Origin of the sequence: Providencia sp. PROV197 (assembly GCF_028479625.1) — a bacterium.
In the GTDB taxonomy this organism is placed as follows: Bacteria; Pseudomonadota; Gammaproteobacteria; order Enterobacterales; family Enterobacteriaceae; genus Providencia; species Providencia vermicola.
Genome location: NZ_JAMPNZ010000014.1, coordinates 176,393 through 195,255 on the forward strand (window position 1 = coordinate 176,393; position 18,863 = coordinate 195,255).

Below are 18,863 nucleotides of genomic sequence, written 5' to 3' on the forward strand. Positions count from 1 at the left end.
GAATTTTATGATGATTAAACCGATTTCTTTTCTGTCTCTTAGTAGCATGATATTCAGTGCTTTATTCAGTTCAACGGCGGGTGCCGTTGCACTGAGTAATTCCATTGTTTTTGTTGAGAATGGTGTGGATGATGAATATTTTGTCACACCGAGGTCGTTAGACCCCCGCTTTACTGGCGCAAATAAATTTTCTCGTTATTCAGCAAAAAACCAAGAAAGTTTAGGGTATATGGGCTACACCAATACTTCGATTCGAGCAAATCAGAATGTGGATATTTGGTTTGAAAATTCCCCTATTGATGGCCCATTTATCGGCAACCGTTGTATGCGTAATTATTGCAATCGAGATACAGGTTATTGGCCTGCACAATACGTTGGTCGAAATGGTGCATATAAAATTGTGCAGGACAATACATTGGGAGAAGGGGCATACGCGCGAGGTATTTTTAGCGAATCAACCTATCAATATTTTAGACAGATGGCTGTTGGGGCGGTTGAAACCTACAGTTATCGTGCATGCATGACCGACTTGGATTATGACCCAGCGAAAGGGGAAAGTTGCCAAAGTGTTGGCGGGCGAATTATTGCATCCCACGAATTTACGATTACTAAATCTGCCCATATTAAGCTCAGCTCTACTGGGGCAATGCAAGAGGTTTACATTGACAGCAATGGGAACCCAAGCTTAGGCCCTGGCGAACAATTTTGCCGAATTGGCGTTGTCGCTAATGTCAATGGCTTGATTTGCCAAGTTGTAAAACACGAGACATCAGGGGATGTTTTTGCCAATGTTATATTGAGTTTAAAAGTTAACTCAACGCTGATCCCATTTACTGTTGCGGGCGCATCAATAAAAATTGGGCCTGATGATGGCTCGAATATTTGGCGTAATTATAATTCAACATATGCTGCCAATACGTATTTTAAAAGTTCGAATCAGTATGTTTCTATCTTTTTTTCCAATACGTTCTTTAAGCAGTTAATAACGAATAATGTGGATTTTACCAATAGCCAAGACTTTTTTACCTTTTCGTTTACTAACCCCGCAGCGGCGCCGCAGTCAGGGTATTATGAATTTACGCCATCAAACCAGCTAGTGATAAAACCACGCGATTATAGTATCAGTATTGTGCCTGCGGATTATATTCCAAACCCGTCAAAGACAGGAAAGATTGGCCCAGAAGAACCGCCGATTGAGTTTAACTATATTGTGACGACCAGTGGGCCTCGGCAGGCTGACTCTATTACCGCAAGAGTAGAAGGCCCAACGGTAAATGTGAATGGTCAAAACTTTTGTCTGTTCAGTTCAGACGATGATAAATTCCGCGTGCCATTCTCGGCTTATTTATCATTTAAAAATGCTTCAGGTACAGAGGAATCTTATCGTTCAAGTTGTGATGGCACAGAAATATCGATGAATGACGCCTTATGGGCAGAAACGCCGTGGGATATCCCTAACCAAGATTTAGGCTCCTTCTATCGAACCTATCTAGATTTACGTTTTCCGATGAATGACTCTAATTCGTTGTTTACTTTGGATGGCATTGATTGGTTAGGAACGGTATCGGCCAGTGGAACCGTTGTTGTGAAAGCGATTTGGACGGGGCCTGATGTGCATCTATAAGCATGAATTGATGGTGTTATTGAAAAATAGTATGAGAAGAATAAACACAAAAAAAATTTTCGGCTTTGTATTATTTGGGGCGATATTTTCATTCTTTGGTCAGGCGCATGCACTGTATTTGAGCTCAGATATTTCAGCACTTGAGCCGAATAAAAGTTTTTTTTCGAAGGCCTACATCAATGATACAAAAAAGGTGAATTTATATACATTTAGTGCCTATCAAATAGATAAACCAGATATTCAAGAGCAGGGAAAGCCAATAGAAGATGGCGAAATTATTTTTACGCCCTTAAAGAAAATCTTATTACCTGGCGAGCAAGAGTATTTTAAAATTTTTTATCGAGGTAAAGAAGATAATCAAGAACGGTATTATAAAATTGTAATTAGTGAAACATCACTTGATGTCGAAAACGATCTCGCACAAAAACAACAATCGTTATTTTATCCAACAGTGAGTTTAGAAACTTACTTTGTCGTTAGACCGAAAAATATTAATTTCCAATATGCTATGGATGCTAATGAGGGAGTGTTAAAAAATACAGGGAATACTTATTTCAGGGTATTGGTTCACGAAAGCTGTGAGGTAAAAGATGATGAGCAGCCATTGGTTCTCAATCTGTTACCACAACAAGAGTTTCGCCATAATATTCTAAAGAAAAAAAGCCGTAAGTATATTGTTATATTTGATAAATACCATTCTATAGGCAACTGCGATTAGCCTGTTTAAAGTTTCATATTATATGATTAGCCAGTAATGCTTATTGTTACTGGTTTTTTTTTCAATTCAGGTTACACATTGTTTCTTGATAATAGCTAACATATTTCATTTTAATGCGCAGCATGAAAATTATGTGAGAATTAATTTTTATCTAATTATTAGGTTCTCATTTGAATTTAATATCGTGTGCTTTTCTTTATCTGATAATTCAGGAGGAAAATAATTATGGCATTAAATAGTGAATTAAAAAATTATTTAGAATCTACGATTAATACCGTAAATTTACCTGAAACCCCTTATTTTAAAGCATTATGTGCAGGTGAATTATCTCAAGAGCAATTTGTAGAAACGCAAAATGAGTTCGCGACAATGGTTTTTTTCTTTAGTCGCCCAATGGCACAAATTATCGCAAACGTTCCTGATGCAATACCGCGTATTGCCATTGTCGAAAATCTTTGGGAAGAACATGGGCAAGGAATTAAAGAAAATGTTCATGGTAATACGATCTTAACATTAATCTCTCGTCTTGGTGGTGATACTGCCAAAATCAATATTCACCAGCCGCCATTGAATGCGCGTATTTTTAACGAAACAATCCGTAGTGTTTCTTCGTTCTCAGATTACCGCTTTGCATCAGCGGTATATGCAGGTATTGAGCGTACATTTGTTGATGCATCAACTCTCATTTATGAAGCAATCAAGAACCATGGTTGGCTTGAGGAGAGCCAAATTACTCACTATGGATTACATAAAGAAATTGATATTGAACATGCTGAAGATTTTTTGAAAGTGGTCAATGAAAATTGGCTTGAACCAGAGGCTCAAGATTTAATTAAAGAGGGGATTAAATTTGGGAGTCATTTACTGACAAACGCTTATACAAGCTTCTATTACAGTTTATCGTAATCCGAGAGCTATTTTCTGCAATTTTATTTTCAAATAAGGTGCGAATTATCGCACCTTATTTGCTATTTTTGTTATTGGAAGGCGTGTTTTTACGTAAACTCAAACAAAAATATTCGGGCATATTGAGGCACTTTTTTGCTTAAAACTTTGTCAATTATCACTAATGTGGCAGCTAAATGTGCTAGATGCATAAATCACCTTGATCCCAGACAGTGAACTCAGGTTTAATAAGGTTAGTCACTTGCGCAAAAATGTAAGCCTTAAGGGATATTTTGCGCAATGGAATGGATTCAGCTTTGCGGCAGTTCAATTTATTAGCGATCTGCTGCCATGAACATAGCAAATATTGCGGTATGGGTAGAATTGGGTTACTTTCAATCGCTCTATTCGTGAAATGCTCAATTTCTTGTTGATACGCTATGGCCCTTAGAAAAAGGAACATGGGGTGATGTATCGGTAAATTGGTGTTTTTCGTTATAGCGAAATCAAAGTAGCACTATCCGTATTGCGTTGTAAAAATTGGTTTAAGTACGTTTTTATCCTACCTGGAGTATACTGATGACGACTCGTAAAACCCTTGCTAATGCTATCCGCTTTCTAAGTATGGATGCGGTTCAAAAAGCAAAATCAGGGCATCCTGGCGCGCCAATGGGCATGGCTGATATTGCTGAAGTACTGTGGCGTGACCATATGAATCATAACCCAGCAAACCCACACTGGGCGGATCGTGACCGTTTTGTGCTGTCAAACGGCCATGGTTCAATGCTGATTTATAGCTTGCTGCACCTCACTGGTTATGACTTATCTATCGAAGAGTTAAAAAACTTCCGCCAATTACATTCTAAAACACCGGGCCACCCAGAATATGGCTATACTCCAGGTGTTGAAACAACAACGGGTCCTTTAGGTCAAGGTATCGCAAACGCAGTCGGCTTTGCGATTGCAGAGCGCACATTAGCGGCGCAATTCAACCGTCCTGGCCATGATGTTGTTGATCACCATACTTATGTCTTCATGGGTGATGGTTGTATGATGGAAGGTATCTCGCACGAAGCATGTTCTTTAGCGGGTACACTGAAATTAAATAAACTGATCGCATTCTATGATGACAACGGCATCTCTATTGATGGTGAAGTTGAAGGTTGGTTTACTGATGATACCGCTGCGCGCTTTGAGTCTTATGGCTGGCATGTTATTCGTGACATCGATGGTCACGATGCATCGCAAATCAATGCTGCCGTCAATGAAGCGAAAAAAGCAGATAAACCAACGCTGATTATGTGCAAAACCATCATTGGTTTTGGCTCACCAAATAAAGCGGGTTCTGAATCTGTTCACGGTGCGCCATTAGGTGATGCTGAAATTGCAGCAACACGTGAAGCACTGGGCTGGAAATTCGGTCCTTTCGAAATTCCACAAGATATCTATGACGCTTGGGATGCGCGTAAAGCAGGCGAAGCGAAACAAAAAGCGTGGGATGAGAAATTTGCAGCTTATGCGGCGAACTTCCCTGAACTAGCGGCTGAATTTACCCGTCGTATGAACGGTGAATTACCTGCAAACTTTGATGCAGAAGCGAAAAAATTCGTTGAAACACTGCAACAAAACCCTGCCAATATTGCTAGCCGTAAAGCATCACAAAATGCATTGGAAGCTTTCGGTAAAGTATTACCTGAGTTTATGGGCGGTTCTGCTGACTTAGCACCAAGTAACTTAACCATGTGGTCAGGCTCTAAAGCACTGAACGTAGACCCTGCGGGTAACTACATCCATTACGGTGTACGTGAATTTGGTATGTCTGCTATCATGAATGGTATCGCATTACATGGCGGTTTCATTCCTTACGGTGCAACCTTCCTGATGTTCGTTGAATACGCGCGTAATGCTGTGCGTATGGCTGCGCTGATGAAAATTCGTAGCATCTTTGTTTACACTCACGACTCTATCGGTCTGGGTGAAGATGGCCCAACTCACCAACCTGTTGAGCAACTGGCAAGCCTGCGTGTGACGCCAAACGTCAGCACATGGCGTCCGTGCGACCAAGTTGAGTCTGCGGTTGCATGGAAATATGCAGTTGAGCGTAAAGATGGCCCAAGTGCACTGATTTTCTCTCGTCAGAACTTAGAGCAGCAACCTCGCACCGCTGAGCAATTAGCGAATATCGAGAAAGGGGCTTACATTCTGAAAGATAGCGCAGGCACCCCTGAGCTTATCTTTATCGCAACAGGTTCTGAAGTTGAGTTGGCAGTGAAAGCCGCAGACCAACTAACTGCCGAAGGCCGCAAAGTTCGCGTTGTTTCAATGCCATCTACGGATGCATTTGATAAACAAGATGCTGCGTACCGTGAAGCTGTTTTACCTGCAAATGTTAGCGCTCGTGTGGCTATCGAAGCGGGTATTGCAGACTACTGGTTCAAATACACGGGTTTAAACGGTGCTATCATCGGTATGCATACCTTTGGTGAATCCGCGCCAGCCGAAGAACTGTACAAAGAGTTCGGCATCACCGTAGAAAAAGCAGTTGAAGCAGCGAAATCTCTTCTGAAATAAGTAAGTTAATGATGGGGTATACATGTGTTGAATACCCCATGTGACCTTATTTTGCTGAACAACGCCTAGCTAATCATTAGGCGTTGTTTTTTTGTGCACTAATCAATGATTTTCTATTGCGTTCTGTTACTTTATCCCTTAATCTAACCTTAGATTAGCTGAACCGTTTCAGTGAAATGAAATTCAATGAAAAAATTTTTAAAAAGTGTAGGTTACAGCACACTTTTAACCTTTAACTGCTAAAATGAGCAGTAGAGTTGGTGTGAGTCAGTTATCCTTAGCAACCGTGTGATTTTGCTCATATACAAGGTGTGGAATGGCAATCAGGGTGGCAATAAATGGCTTTGGTCGAATAGGTCGAAGCGTTTTAAGAGCGTTATATGAATCGAGCCGTCGGGCAGAGATCGTCGTTGTTGCAATTAACGAACTTGCTGAACCAGAAGGTATCGCGCATTTGCTGAAGTATGATTCCAGCCATGGGCGTTTTGCGTGGGATGTGAGACTTAATGGCTCACTCTTGCAAGTCGGCGATGATAATATCCGCTTATTTCACCAAACCGATATCCGTGATTTGCCGTGGAAAGAACTCGGTATTGATATTGTCCTTGATTGCAGTGGGGCATATGGCTCCCGTGATGATGGCTTAATGCACATCGCGGCAGGCGCCAAAAAAGTGCTGTTCTCTCACCCAGGTACTGATGACCTTGATGCCACTGTTGTCTATGGCGTTAACCACGAAAGCTTAACGGCTTCAGACAATATCGTGTCAAACGCATCTTGCACCACTAACTGCATTATCCCGATTATTAAATTGCTTGATGAGGCATTTACGATTGAGTCAGGAACCGTTACGACGATCCACGCATCAATGAATGACCAACCCGTTATCGATGCCTATCATAAAGATTTACGAAGAACGCGCGCTGCCAGCCAATCTATTATTCCAGTTGATACGAAATTAGCGGCGGGAATTACGCGAATTTTTCCGAAGTTCAAAGATCATTTTGAAGCCATCTCTGTCCGTGTACCGACAACCAATGTGACAGCGATTGATTTGAGTGTTACCGTACATGACGATGTCTGTGTTGAAAAAGTGAACCAACTACTGCGAAGCGCCGCACAGGGGCATTTTCGTGGTATAGTGGACTACACAGAACTGCCGTTAGTCTCGATGGATTTTAATCATGATCCACACAGTGCTATTATTGATGGTACGCAAACGCGAGTTAGCGGAAAACATTTAATAAAAACCCTAGTTTGGTGTGATAACGAATGGGGGTTTGCTAACCGGATGCTAGATACAACGCTAGCGATGGCAGCAACAGGTTTAAACTAATTGGCTACTGACAGACAGCAGGGCATGATAACCTTTTCGCCTCTGCCCAGTAGTTGATGGAAACTTTATAGAGAATCAACAAGAGGATTCACCATGTCTGTAATTAAGATGACCGATTTAGACTTAGCGGGTAAACGCGTTTTTATTCGTTCTGACTTAAACGTTCCTGTCAAAGATGGCAAAGTTACTTCTGATGCACGTATCCGTGCTTCATTACCAACAATCGAAGCTGCTCTGAAGCAAGGCGCTAAAGTCATGGTCACTTCTCACCTCGGTCGCCCGACTGAAGGCGAGTACAACGAAGAGTTTTCACTGCAACCTGTTGTTGACTATCTGGCAGATAAAATCGATTACCCTGTTCGTTTAGTCAAAGACTATTTAAATGGCATTGATATTGCCGCTGGTGAGTTAGTCGTTCTGGAAAACGTTCGCTTTAACAAAGGCGAGAAAAAAGACGACGAAACACTGTCAAAACAATACGCTGCATTATGTGATGTGTATGTGATGGATGCATTTGGTACGGCTCATCGTGCTCAAGCGTCAACTCATGGCGTGGCAAAATTCTCACCCGTTGCATGTGCAGGTCCATTATTAAGCAATGAGTTAGAAGCATTAGGTAAAGCACTGGGTAACCCAGCGCGCCCAATGGTGGCGATTGTTGGAGGTTCTAAAGTCTCCACAAAACTGACCGTGTTAGATTCACTGTCTAAAATCGCTGACCAACTAATTGTGGGTGGGGGTATTGCAAATACCTTTATCGCAGCAGAAGGCAACAATGTTGGTCGTTCATTATATGAAGATGACTTAATTCCTGAAGCGAAAAAATTACTGGCTAACTGCCAAATTCCAGTACCGACAGATGTTCGTGTTGCGACTGAGTTCTCTGAAACTGCAGAAGCGACCCTGAAATCAAGTACTGAAATCAAAGACGACGAGCAAATTCTGGACTTAGGCGATGAATCAGCGCAGCGTCTGGCTGAAATTCTAAAAAATGCCAAAACCATTCTATGGAATGGCCCAGTTGGTGTATTTGAATTCCCTAACTTCCGTAAAGGAACTGAGATCGTTGCAAAAGCCATCGCAGACAGTGATGCATTCTCCATCGCGGGTGGTGGTGATACATTAGCGGCTATCGATTTATTCGGTATTGCAGACAAAATTTCATATATCTCTACGGGTGGCGGTGCTTTCCTTGAGTTCGTTGAAGGTAAAAAGCTCCCTGCCGTTGTGATGCTAGAAGAACGTGCTAAAGCGTAATTAATTGTTCATACACAACAGGCAGCGTAGGCTGCCTGTTTACCACAGGACCTTTTCACATGTCTAAAATTTTTGATTTTGTTAAACCGGGTGTTATCACGGGTGATGATGTACAGAAAGTTTTCGCAGTTGCCAAAGAAAATAACTTTGCATTGCCAGCGGTGAACTGTGTTGGTACGGATTCAATTAACGCCGTACTCGAAGCGGCCGCGAAAGTGCGTGCGCCTGTTATTGTTCAGTTTTCAAACGGCGGTGCAGCATTTATCGCAGGTAAAGGTTTGAAGGCAGAAGGTCAACAAGCAGCGGTTTTAGGCGCGATCTCTGGTGCTTATCATGTGCATCAAATGGCTGAGCACTATGGTGTGCCAGTTATTCTGCATACTGACCACTGTGCGAAAAAATTACTGCCATGGATCGACGGCTTGTTAGATGCAGGTGAAAAACACTATGCGAAAACAGGTAAACCACTGTTCTCTTCTCACATGATTGACCTGTCAGAAGAAACGCTGGAAGAAAATATCGAAATCTGTGCTAAATACTTAGCGCGTATGGCTAAAATCGATATGACGTTGGAAATCGAATTAGGCTGTACGGGTGGTGAAGAAGATGGTGTTGATAACACAGGTATGGACAGCTCTGAACTGTATACTCAACCAGAAGATGTTGCATACGCATACGAGAAACTCAATGCAGTAAGCCCACGTTTCACTATCGCAGCATCTTTCGGTAACGTTCACGGTGTTTATAAGCCAGGTAACGTTCAATTAACGCCAAAAATTCTGCGCAACTCACAAGACTACGTTTCAGAAAAATATAACCTGCCACACAACAGCTTAGACTTCGTATTCCACGGTGGTTCTGGCTCAAGTGCTGCTGAAATCAAAGAAGCAGTTAGCTACGGTGTTATCAAAATGAACATCGATACTGATACTCAGTGGGCAACTTGGGATGGTATTTTACAGTACTACAAAAAGAACGAAGGCTATCTGCAAGGTCAGTTAGGTAACCCAGAAGGTGCAGATAAACCTAACAAAAAATACTACGACCCGCGTGTATGGCTGCGTAAAGCACAAGATTCAATGGTTGTTCGTTTAGAACAAGCTTTCAAAGAACTGAACTGTGTTGATGTTCTGTAATTAATACAGACTCAGTTTTGAATTGAAAATCCCCCAGTAAGGTGACTTGCTGGGGGATTTTTTTTGAGAAAATAGAATGAAGTTAGCATTTCAGATTATGGTATAAATGACGTCTCGCCTATAAAATAAACAGAGTCATAATAAGACCTGTTAATAAGTTTATGATGTTACAAAAAAGCGGTTATAACTTTGCTGGGGTTCCCTGATGAAATCTCAGTTGCCATTTATTTGCTGAATTCTTTAACCATATCGATGAACGATTGGTTTGCCTTATTTTTTCCCCTTGTTGTAATTCATAACTCATATAAGCCATCAATACCGTGTGCTCACTCAATAATGTGCAGTGATAGCCTTCTGAATAAATCGTTTTTGGGGCCTCATCAATCAAAGAGGCTAAGGTATCGGGTTTATCTGTTGTGCCACCAGAACGGCCAAATTCAAAAAAATCAGGGTGTAGGATATCTTGAAGAAAATCGATATTTTGTCGATTAGCGGAAAAATGCAGTTTTTTTTCTAACTCAATCAGGATATTAAATAACGTTTCCACGATTAGCGTTGCTCCAGTTGTTGTGCTAATTTTTCAGCAAGTTCCGTGAGAGTATCTGAGGCATTGCGATGAAAGTGCATCGCAATTTCCATTTCTTGAGCAGCAGGGAAACCTTCCTCTTCCGTTAAAATGCGGTGCTGTGGCAACTTAGCACGCTGGGGCAGTAAACTGATCCCTAAGCCATCCGTAATGGCGCTTTGAATGCCTGCCAGGCTTGAACAAGTATAAGTGATGTGCCAAGGGCGTTGCTCGTTATCTAATAACTTAAACATATCATTGCGATACAAGCCATTTTCAGGGAAAACGATAAGCGGGACAGAATCACTATTGAGTGATTGACGTTGATTGCTTGTTAGCCAGCATAACGGTTCAGGCCAGCTGTAATCACTCTTAAATTCCCCTTTTTTCTGTTTAACGATGATTAAGTCTAATTCCCCATGTTGATAGCGCTGATGTAGCTGGCGGCTTAAACCGCTTGTGACTTCTAAGCGCACATTGGGGTTTGCTTGCATAAAGGCGGCAAGGGTAGGGGTAACTTGCCCTGATGCCAGATCTTCAGGAAAACCAAGACGAAGCGTGTGGATCACCGCTCTGCCCGTGATCTTCATAAAAAATGTGTCGTTTAATGCTAAGATTTTTTTCGCATAGCTCAGTAGGATTTCACCTGTTTCGGTCAACGTTAAGATGCGGTGGCCTCGAACAAACAATGGCTGCCCCACTAGAGTTTCTAAGCGTTGAATTTGCTGACTCAATGTAGATTGCGTTGAATTTAAATGCTGTGAAGCCACAGTGAAATTCCCTGTTTCGGCAACGGTGACAAAGGTGTTCAACAGGACTAAATTGAGCAATGGATTCATTTATTTAATACCTATCATTTGGTTATTTAATTTCTAAATAGCATACTTTTTGAGTAGATTAAATAGATGAGAAGGAGATAAATCATGAAAACAACATTGTTACGTGTTAAGTGGTTGGTTTATTTACTGGGTATTCTTTCAATTTCATTGATCTTTATGGTGAAAGGAATGGCAACATCACAATCTAATATACTGGTTAGCGCGGCTGAGCAAGGCAATTTATACCAAGTTCAAACGCTAATTGAGCAAGGAGCTAACATCGAGCAACGGGATTTGCGCCAACGTACTCCATTAATGGCAGCTACTCATGAAAACCGTGTGGATGTGGCGCGCTACTTAATTGAGCATGGCGCAGATGTGAATGCGAAGGATAATATGCAAGATTCACCGTACCTTTATGCAGGAGCGCGTGGGCTGCAAGATATTTTATTATTAACCCTGAAAAATGGGGCTGATTTAAACAGTACCAACCGTTATGGCGGTACGGCGTTGATCCCTGCGTCAGAACGTGGCCATATCGAAACGGTTAAAACCTTGATTGATGCGGGTGTGGACGTAAACCATATTAATCGCCTCGGGTGGACGGCATTGATTGAAGCGATTATTTTGGGGGATGGTAGCGATAAGTACGTGCAAATTGTCACGCTGTTGATTGAAGGCGGGGCGGATGTCAACTTAGCGGATGGCTCAGGGATATCGCCTTTAACGTTAGCAAAAAGTAAAGGCTACCGTAACTTGATTGAAATCCTTGAAAAAGCAGGAGCGAAATAATGTCGGATAGGCAATTTTTACAGCAGGCGGTTTCGCTTGCTGAAGAAAATGTGCAGGCGGGTGGTCGCCCATTTGGTGCTGTTGTTGTTAGAGAAGGTAAAGTAGTGGCAACAGGGGTAAATCAAATGCTTGAATTACACGACCCCACCGCGCACGCGGAATTAATGGCATTACGTCAAGCGGGGAAGGCATTGAACCGCGTTAAACTGGATGATTGTATTGTTTATGCCAGTGGGCAACCCTGCCCAATGTGCCTTGCTGCAATGCGCATGGCGGGGGTTTCTCGCGTGGTATATGGTTATTCAAACCAAGATGCAGAGCCCTTTGGCTTATCAACCGCGGAAATTGCCAAGGCGTTACGTGTGGCACCTGAGCAACAATTGGGTTTTAAATTTGAGCAATTGAGGCCAAATGATGCACCGCGCTCAGCGCTGTACCAAATGTGGTGGGAACAGCAAAAATAATGGGTAAAACAGCGTCGTACTCCCTCGCGTTAGTGGTCACTATTGTGTTAGTTGGGCTGAATTTACGGCCCTTTATGACAGGTCCTGGCCCTGTCATCGACAATATTATTCACACGACAGGAATGAGCTACCAAAGCATTTCGCTTCTGACGTTATTGCCCATGTTATTGATGGGGATTGGTGCATTGGTTGTCCCCGCATTAAACCAACGAATAGGCGAGCGAAGTGGAATTGCTTTGGCGATGTTATTGCTATTTTTCGGTTCTTTTTTCCGTTATTTTGCCGAAAATGGTCACATATTATTGTTTACAGCGTTTTTGTGTGGTGCCGGTGCCGCTTATATTCAAGCGGTTTTTCCTGGTTTTATTAAAGCGCATTTTCCACAAAAAATGGCCATGATGACGGGGCTCTATTCTGCAACGTTAATGGCGGGCGGTGCGATAGGCGCACAGTTAACCCCTATTTTAGAAAGTGTGACAGGCCATTGGCAAAGTGCGTTGGCATGGCTAGCACTCCCTGCGCTGATCGCGTTAATTGCTATCCTATTAAATATTCGCACGATGAATAAAACTAGCATTGGCCACGTTTCTGTATTGGCGTTTTTTAAAAAGCCACGGGCTTGGTTACTAATGGCGGGGTTTGGGTTAATCAATGCGGGTTATGGAACAGTTGTCACGTGGTTAGCGCCTTTTTTCCAAGAGCAGGGAATGAGCGCTGCACAAAGTGGTTCTTTTGTTGCCATGCTGACGGTGTTTCAAGCCTTGTCAGCGTTGATGATACCGGTATTGGCTTCTCATAATATCGACCGCCGTTTCTGGCTTATTGCGACGTTAAGTTGCCAAGCTATCGGTTTTGTCGGGTTAATGCTATTTGCCCGCGATATGCCTTTCTTATGGATAGCGTTATTAGGCATTGGGTTAGGCGGCTGTTTTGCGCTTAGCATTATTACAGCACTGGATCATATTCCCCATCCAGTTAGCGCGGGGGCATTAACGGCATTAATGCAAGCGGGCGGGTTTATTATCGCTGCATTTGGCCCACTACTCGCGGCATGGTTACACCAGTTAAGCCAAAGTTTCACTTGGGTGTGGGGAATGCATGTTATTTTTGTGCTAGTGACATTGCTGCTTTATTTACGTTTAAACCCGAAAGGATATAGCCAACTATTTGCTTTAAAATAAAAAATTCCCGTTATTTTATTACGAACGATGGTTATTGTTGTTTTGGTGTTTTTTGCCCAGATAGCGACATAGTTGTTTATTCAATATGAACGACTATGCCGCAACGTATTGGAAAAACATTCACTCAAACCCACTCAACATAGGAAGAACACTGTGTTGGGGCGTTTCTTCGTGTTCGCCGAGGGGGTTCTGATTAACCGCGATTTTGGCATTTCATGGATGCTTCGTTATCTCACCAAATCAACTCAAAAAATAATAGCCTATGGATATAGTGAAATTAACCTAAAGTTATCTTACTCTATTTTTATATAATGAGTTAGCTATTGAAATAATAAAATTAATTTTAATTATTAATAAGCATATTATTTTTAATTAACGTTATATTTTTTATATTGTTTTTATTTTCTTTTTTATTTTTTAATATGTATTCAAAAGGTATCGGGTTTTTCATGGCCTTATTTTTTTTATTAATTTTATCGAATCATGTTTATGGTAAGGTGATGAATTATGGAAAATTTTGATTCAATAGATATCTCTCATCAGGTTTTAAAAGAATTATTAAAATATCGCCGTTGCTTTTCTCAATCAAACGAGTGTAATGAATATGAGGAAAGAAAGGTATCTGAAATTCAAATTCCAAGGATCCGTGCATTTATTGAAAAAAGTCAGCCTATTGAATTTATTTTACCTGCTTTTCCGACTAAATCACCCAACTCTAAGAAGGTATTAGGAAAGATACCAGATATGGCAGAAAAGTTATCGCTTGTTTTTTTGAATTCGCTTTGCCAGAAAATAAAAGATATTTACTCATTAGGTGCTAAGATTATTATCTGTTCTGATGGACATGTGTTTAGTGATCTTATTTGTGTTGATGATAATGACATTACGCTTTATCAAAAAGAACTTAATAAATTATTATCTAAACTAGATGGGGAGAGTCTATATTTATATTCCCTTAGTAGTGTTAAAGAATTAACTCAATATTCTCAAGATTATACCCAATTAAGGTCGTTATTAATTGAAAATTACGCAACCTATATTGATGAGATAAAAGGAGAACTCAAGCAGACGAATGGTGGTATTCAATTATATCAAGCTATTACGCGTTTTTTATATGAAGATAGCTTTCTTCCCGATTACACGGGGTCGAAAGCAGCTCTTCAAAGGAATGCTAAACAGCGTGCTGTAGGCGTTATTCAACGTAGTCGAGCATGGGGGAATTTGTTATCAACAAAGTTCCCATCTGCGATCCGTCTTTCCATTCATCCGCAACCCGCGGATAGTATTAAAATGGGTATTCATTTAATGCCAACCAGAGATAATTGGTTAACACCATGGCACGGTGTTGCCGTTAATATAAATGGCCGATTTATATTAATGAAAAATGAAACAGTAAAGAAAATGAACGGAAAACTTGTTGAGGTTAACGGTTCACCCAGCCATTACGTAATTGAATCTATTTAATCGAAGTTTATTTGTATTAATAAAAATAAATATATAGGTAAATAATAACGTGAGGTTTTATGAATATAAGCTCAATAAATTGTCATGTTAAATTAATTAATCCTTTTGGGGTGTTATTAACACCATGTTTTTTACATCAAAACATTACAGCATTGCCAATAAGCCTATTACGACACTTAGCTCGTCAATATTCACTGGTTATACTGCGGGGGGTTCAGTCAGGTTTTACAGATGAAAATAAACTGATTGAATATTCAGAATGTTGGGGGGATATCATGAAATGGTCTTTTGGAAGTGTATTAGATATTCAGGAGCGCTCGAACCCTTCAGACCATGTTTTAGATAATGGCTACATACCGTTGCATTGGGATGGGATGTATCGAGAAACTATTCCAGAATTCCAAATTTTTCATTGCATACATGCCCCAGTGATATCTCAAGGGGGGCGAACAACGTTTGTTAATACAGAAAAGCTCCTTAATGAATCCAGTTTTGAAGAGGTTCAATTATGGAAAGACACCATTATTAGCTATAAAACAAAACAGGTTACCCACTATGGGGGCGAGGTTGTGTCACCCCTTGTTTGCTTACACCCAAATAACAATAAGTGGGTGATGCGCTACAACGAACCTATGAAAATTGATGATGATAAATATGCAGATCATCACTCTTTAACAATTAAAGGAATGTCTAGAGAAAACCAAACCCTGTTTGAAAAAGAACTAAATAGCAGGTTATATGATCCCCGGTATTATTATGCGCATAGCTGGGAAGAAGGGGATGTGGCTATTTGTGATAACTTCACGTTATTACATGGTCGAGAGGCTTTTATTTCTAAAGCACCTCGCCAACTTCAGCGGGTTCATATTCATGGTGTACCTGTTTGTAAAAATGCTCATTTTTATTCTTTTACAGATTAAAAAATTATTCGGTAATCACTTATGCCACAGATAATATTAGCGGCGATTGCGACGCCAGGACACGTATACCCGCTTTTAACTTTAGCGAAAGGGCTTATTGGCCAAGGAAATGAAATTACTATTTTTACGGGGTCTTTTTTTCGGCAACAAGTGGAGGCGAGCGGGGCAAACTTTGTTTGTTTTGACAGTATGGTCGATATAGACCATCGTGATTTAGAACATTATTTTCCTGAACGGGGCTTATACCCCGCAGGTAATACCCAAATGGCACAAGGCTTAATACAATTTTTTGCACAACCTATTCCAGTCTTATCAAAGCAATTAATGCAATTAATTCAAGAAAAACAAGCTAACTTATTAGTTATCGATAATACCTTTTATGCTGCTTTACCATTGTTGCAACAAGCGCTTGTTAAGCGCATACCAGTTGTGGCTATTGGGGTAACGCCATTAGCTTGGCCCTCTGTCGATAGTGTGTTTTGGGGCGCTAGAATACCCCCTGAAATATTACCGGCAGAAATTACACGAGAGCAGCTAATTAATGAAGAAATACATTTATTAATTGAAAATGTTAGAGCGAAATTTTCTCAGATGGTGACAGCTGCAGGCGGGTTACCATTGAAAACAGATCAAAATGAAGCATTGATATGCGGTGTAGATTGTTATTTGCAGCTTGCAACATCAGTATTTGAATTTTTTGATACAAGTTTACCGAGTCACGTTAAATTTATTGGGTCATTGGCGATAGACGCGAGAGAAGATCATATACAAATTAATTGGAAAAACGAAAACCAGCCTTTAATTATCGTGACACAAGGCACATTAGCGAATGTTGATTTTAACCAATTACTCAGGCCAACGCTGAGGGCATTAGCAAACTTACCTGTACGTGTATTAGCTATTACAGGGGGGCGTAAGGTTGATTTGTCAGAGGTTCCACTTCCCGATAACGCTTATCTTGTTGATTATATTAATTTTGAAGACTGGCTACCCAAAGCATCAATCTTAATTACTAATGGAGGGTATGGTTCAGTGACATCTGCCATACGCCATGGTGTTCCAATGATAATGGCTGGGATAGGCGATGGTAAATTAGAGGCGATAGCCCGAGTCCTTAGGTCTCGTTGTGGAATTAGTTTGCAAACAGATATGCCGAGTGATGAACAAATATTAAATGCGGTCACTGAGATGTTATCAACGCCATTATGGCATCAACAAGCAAAAATTATGCAAGAGGCGAATCAGCAGTATAATACTTTAGAATTAGCACTACATTATATCAATAAGCTTTTATATTAATAATTAAGCTACTGTAAAAATTCATTCATAATGTTAGAGAGATAACTTAATTTTATAAAACGACAAACTAAGTTATCTCTATTAGTTATTAGCTAATAAAATTTATCTATATTTGCTATAGTTTCATTATTCTCTTGTTCAAGAAAATAGTTTAAATCACATTGCAGGATATTGGCGAATATACAAAGTCGACGAATGGTGAAATTTTGAACGCCGCGCTCGTAACGGGATATTTGCTGTTGACTTAAACCCGATTTTTGACCTAAATTGTCGCCGGTTAAACCCATTTGTAAACGACGTCTGCGCATTTTTTGCCCAATATAAGAATTTGAAATATCTGTATGGTATTTTGTCATAATGTAGCTCTAATCAAGTAATAATGAATCAAATTAGTGTGAAACTATTGGTATAAACTAAATAATTATTTAAGGTTTGTTAATTCGATATTGTTATTGGAGTGAATGTAATCATCGCCATTAAATAAAAGCATTCCCGCAATAAAAACACTAAGCCCAATAATTGATATCATAATACTGAATAAGGCGGATAAATTTTTGTTAATATAAAACAGTGATTGTTCTTTTAGTGAAAATGCTGAGTCAGAAAAAGATAAAAATAATATTATAATACCCCAATGTAATACCGATAAAAGAAAAGGGTATTCAACATTGTTGTGGATCACAATAGGGAATATAGCAATGATCATCGCTAATGAATAACCATTGCCATTTTTTTTGTATTTAATAAAAGATTGGAAAATAACGTAAATACTCCCTGTTATCAGTAGAGACATAAAAACCAAGTTAATGTGGCTACCTTTCATAATCCAAAGAAAAATTTCATTATGTGAATGTGGAACGATGTATTGTTCTGGACTTAAAAAGGGTAATGGTGTTCTGCCATAACTATCCTTAGGGATTATAGAAGGATCCCATATATCATCAGGTTGCTCCAAAAAGAGAGTAATCGAAAATCGTAGCATTTGTTTTAAATGAAACTGATTAATCACCTCAGTATTGATAAACTGAGGGCATAATTTAATGAGGTAAATACCAATAAACATAGCTACAGCCATGATAAAGTAGCTAGCAATCACTCTAAGCTGATTTTTTTTATAGAAAAAACAAATGAATATGAAAATTGCCACAATAAAACTTAACCATGTCGTGACGGACTGAAGTGTTACGAGAGTTAAAGTAAATAAAAAAATTGAGCAGCCTAAGGCGATAGTTCGTATATTTTCATATTTAGTATTCGCTAAGGTAAATTGTGATAATATAAGTGTCATCATTGCAAGTAAGCATGATGCTGCTACGCTCACTGACAATATATTAATTTGTTGTGATAAGCCATTTGACCGCATATCAGTTGCGAAATAAAAAATATCGGGTTGAGTAAAAAACTGGTAACCTGTTAAGAACACTTGAATAGCTGAGAATGTAATATTGCAATAAATACAAAATGACTGTACTTGCCATCTATCTTTTATTTGTAGCCCAGTGACATATAATAAAACACCAATAGTAATACCTGACCAATACCAAAAAATAAGGTCACTTTTTATATCTGTCGAATAAGCAAGCCCCATGGCTAAAAAAATTAACGCAATCAAAAAACAAATTGCGGGTACAGTTATAACAATTTTATTCTTCCGATAAAAAACAGTAAATGAAATAGTCGAAATAATTATAGTAATAGCAAGCCAGCCAATGATATTTTGCGGAAGTGATTGACGTAAACTTCCTAGGCTATCAATATAAATTAGGCTGGCTAAATGCCAAATAATAAATATACCAATAAATAATGACCGAGATATCATAATCATAGTGCATT

The 18,863-nt window shown here is 39.9% G+C and carries 17 protein-coding genes; 13 read left to right on the top strand and 4 right to left on the bottom strand.

Annotated elements, in window-relative coordinates:
• The first annotated feature begins 7 nt into the window (after nucleotides 1–7).
• The 7 genes from PR808_RS07320 (at nucleotide 8) to fbaA (ending at nucleotide 9,527) form a co-directional block, all read left to right on the top strand.
• Nucleotides 8–1,624, top strand: coding sequence for a fimbrial protein (locus tag PR808_RS07320; RefSeq protein ID WP_272539008.1), 1,617 nt, complete (start codon nucleotides 8–10; stop codon nucleotides 1,622–1,624).
• Nucleotides 1,625–1,655: 31 nt separating this feature from the next.
• Nucleotides 1,656–2,342, top strand: coding sequence for a fimbrial protein (locus PR808_RS07325; RefSeq protein WP_206084646.1), 687 nt, complete (start codon nucleotides 1,656–1,658; stop codon nucleotides 2,340–2,342).
• 225 nt (nucleotides 2,343–2,567) lie between these two features.
• Nucleotides 2,568–3,248: a TenA family transcriptional regulator gene (locus tag PR808_RS07330; RefSeq protein ID WP_206084647.1), complete on the top strand. Its 681-nt coding sequence runs from the start codon at nucleotides 2,568–2,570 to the stop codon at nucleotides 3,246–3,248.
• 558 nt (nucleotides 3,249–3,806) lie between these two features.
• Nucleotides 3,807–5,798, top strand: coding sequence for a transketolase (tkt, locus tag PR808_RS07335; RefSeq protein ID WP_206084648.1), 1,992 nt, complete (start codon nucleotides 3,807–3,809; stop codon nucleotides 5,796–5,798).
• A gap of 316 nt (nucleotides 5,799–6,114) precedes the next feature.
• On the top strand, nucleotides 6,115–7,134 hold the full coding sequence (epd, locus tag PR808_RS07340) for an erythrose-4-phosphate dehydrogenase (RefSeq protein ID WP_206084649.1): 1,020 nt from the start codon (nucleotides 6,115–6,117) through the stop codon (nucleotides 7,132–7,134).
• 93 nt (nucleotides 7,135–7,227) lie between these two features.
• A complete protein-coding gene (gene pgk, locus PR808_RS07345; RefSeq protein WP_206084650.1) occupies nucleotides 7,228–8,391 on the top strand; it encodes a phosphoglycerate kinase in 1,164 nt (387 codons plus the stop codon).
• A gap of 59 nt (nucleotides 8,392–8,450) precedes the next feature.
• A complete protein-coding gene (gene fbaA, locus PR808_RS07350; protein ID WP_206084651.1) occupies nucleotides 8,451–9,527 on the top strand; it encodes a class II fructose-bisphosphate aldolase in 1,077 nt (358 codons plus the stop codon).
• A gap of 181 nt (nucleotides 9,528–9,708) precedes the next feature.
• Here fbaA and PR808_RS07355 read toward each other — a convergent pair whose 3' ends face one another.
• Entirely contained in the window at nucleotides 9,709–10,074 is a 366-nt protein-coding gene (locus tag PR808_RS07355) for a nuclear transport factor 2 family protein (protein ID WP_272539009.1), read from the bottom strand.
• A 2-nt stretch (nucleotides 10,075–10,076) separates the two neighbouring features.
• Nucleotides 10,077–10,931: a LysR substrate-binding domain-containing protein gene (locus tag PR808_RS07360; RefSeq protein ID WP_272539010.1), complete on the bottom strand. Its 855-nt coding sequence runs from the start codon at nucleotides 10,929–10,931 to the stop codon at nucleotides 10,077–10,079.
• An 84-nt stretch (nucleotides 10,932–11,015) separates the two neighbouring features.
• Here PR808_RS07360 and PR808_RS07365 point away from each other — a divergent pair, with 84 nt between their 5' ends.
• The 6 genes from PR808_RS07365 (at nucleotide 11,016) to PR808_RS07390 (ending at nucleotide 17,030) form a co-directional block, all read left to right on the top strand.
• On the top strand, nucleotides 11,016–11,702 hold the full coding sequence (locus PR808_RS07365) for an ankyrin repeat domain-containing protein (protein WP_272539011.1): 687 nt from the start codon (nucleotides 11,016–11,018) through the stop codon (nucleotides 11,700–11,702).
• Nucleotides 11,702–12,166, top strand: a complete 465-nt coding sequence (locus tag PR808_RS07370; protein ID WP_206084658.1) for a nucleoside deaminase — start codon at nucleotides 11,702–11,704, stop codon at nucleotides 12,164–12,166. The genes PR808_RS07365 and PR808_RS07370 overlap by 1 nt, the downstream gene beginning before the upstream one ends.
• Nucleotides 12,166–13,347: a cyanate transporter gene (locus PR808_RS07375; RefSeq protein WP_272539012.1), complete on the top strand. Its 1,182-nt coding sequence runs from the start codon at nucleotides 12,166–12,168 to the stop codon at nucleotides 13,345–13,347. Before PR808_RS07370 ends, PR808_RS07375 begins: the two co-directional genes overlap by 1 nt.
• A gap of 507 nt (nucleotides 13,348–13,854) precedes the next feature.
• On the top strand, nucleotides 13,855–14,811 hold the full coding sequence (locus tag PR808_RS07380; protein ID WP_272539013.1) for an isocyanide synthase family protein: 957 nt from the start codon (nucleotides 13,855–13,857) through the stop codon (nucleotides 14,809–14,811).
• Between the two features lie 59 nt (nucleotides 14,812–14,870).
• On the top strand, nucleotides 14,871–15,731 hold the full coding sequence (locus PR808_RS07385; protein WP_272539014.1) for a TauD/TfdA dioxygenase family protein: 861 nt from the start codon (nucleotides 14,871–14,873) through the stop codon (nucleotides 15,729–15,731).
• 21 nt (nucleotides 15,732–15,752) lie between these two features.
• Nucleotides 15,753–17,030, top strand: coding sequence for a glycosyltransferase (locus PR808_RS07390; RefSeq protein WP_272539015.1), 1,278 nt, complete (start codon nucleotides 15,753–15,755; stop codon nucleotides 17,028–17,030).
• Between the two features lie 92 nt (nucleotides 17,031–17,122).
• Here the strand turns inward: PR808_RS07390 and PR808_RS07395 are convergent, their stop codons facing one another.
• Together PR808_RS07395 and PR808_RS07400 are read right to left on the bottom strand one after the other, a co-directional pair.
• Nucleotides 17,123–17,386, bottom strand: a complete 264-nt coding sequence (locus PR808_RS07395; RefSeq protein ID WP_272539016.1) for a helix-turn-helix domain-containing protein — start codon at nucleotides 17,384–17,386, stop codon at nucleotides 17,123–17,125.
• Nucleotides 17,387–17,451: 65 nt separating this feature from the next.
• A complete protein-coding gene (locus tag PR808_RS07400) occupies nucleotides 17,452–18,855 on the bottom strand; it encodes an O-antigen ligase domain-containing protein (RefSeq protein ID WP_272539017.1) in 1,404 nt (467 codons plus the stop codon).
• Nucleotides 18,856–18,863 lie beyond the last annotated feature (8 nt).

What these genes read in the sequence shown, in the direction of transcription:
- PR808_RS07320 (WP_272539008.1), top strand. Translation starts at nt 8, where the DNA reads ATGATGATTAAACCGATTTCTTTTCTGTCTCTTAGTAGCATGATATTC.
- PR808_RS07325 (WP_206084646.1), top strand. Translation starts at nt 1,656, where the DNA reads ATGAGAAGAATAAACACAAAAAAAATTTTCGGCTTTGTATTATTTGGG.
- PR808_RS07330 (WP_206084647.1), top strand. Translation starts at nt 2,568, where the DNA reads ATGGCATTAAATAGTGAATTAAAAAATTATTTAGAATCTACGATTAAT.
- tkt (WP_206084648.1), top strand. Translation starts at nt 3,807, where the DNA reads ATGACGACTCGTAAAACCCTTGCTAATGCTATCCGCTTTCTAAGTATG.
- epd (WP_206084649.1), top strand. Translation starts at nt 6,115, where the DNA reads ATGGCAATCAGGGTGGCAATAAATGGCTTTGGTCGAATAGGTCGAAGC.
- pgk (WP_206084650.1), top strand. Translation starts at nt 7,228, where the DNA reads ATGTCTGTAATTAAGATGACCGATTTAGACTTAGCGGGTAAACGCGTT.
- fbaA (WP_206084651.1), top strand. Translation starts at nt 8,451, where the DNA reads ATGTCTAAAATTTTTGATTTTGTTAAACCGGGTGTTATCACGGGTGAT.
- PR808_RS07360 (WP_272539010.1), bottom strand. Translation starts at nt 10,931, where the DNA reads ATGAATCCATTGCTCAATTTAGTCCTGTTGAACACCTTTGTCACCGTT.
- PR808_RS07365 (WP_272539011.1), top strand. Translation starts at nt 11,016, where the DNA reads ATGAAAACAACATTGTTACGTGTTAAGTGGTTGGTTTATTTACTGGGT.
- PR808_RS07370 (WP_206084658.1), top strand. Translation starts at nt 11,702, where the DNA reads ATGTCGGATAGGCAATTTTTACAGCAGGCGGTTTCGCTTGCTGAAGAA.
- PR808_RS07375 (WP_272539012.1), top strand. Translation starts at nt 12,166, where the DNA reads ATGGGTAAAACAGCGTCGTACTCCCTCGCGTTAGTGGTCACTATTGTG.
- PR808_RS07380 (WP_272539013.1), top strand. Translation starts at nt 13,855, where the DNA reads ATGGAAAATTTTGATTCAATAGATATCTCTCATCAGGTTTTAAAAGAA.
- PR808_RS07385 (WP_272539014.1), top strand. Translation starts at nt 14,871, where the DNA reads ATGAATATAAGCTCAATAAATTGTCATGTTAAATTAATTAATCCTTTT.
- PR808_RS07390 (WP_272539015.1), top strand. Translation starts at nt 15,753, where the DNA reads ATGCCACAGATAATATTAGCGGCGATTGCGACGCCAGGACACGTATAC.
- PR808_RS07395 (WP_272539016.1), bottom strand. Translation starts at nt 17,386, where the DNA reads ATGACAAAATACCATACAGATATTTCAAATTCTTATATTGGGCAAAAA.
- PR808_RS07400 (WP_272539017.1), bottom strand. Translation starts at nt 18,855, where the DNA reads ATGATTATGATATCTCGGTCATTATTTATTGGTATATTTATTATTTGG.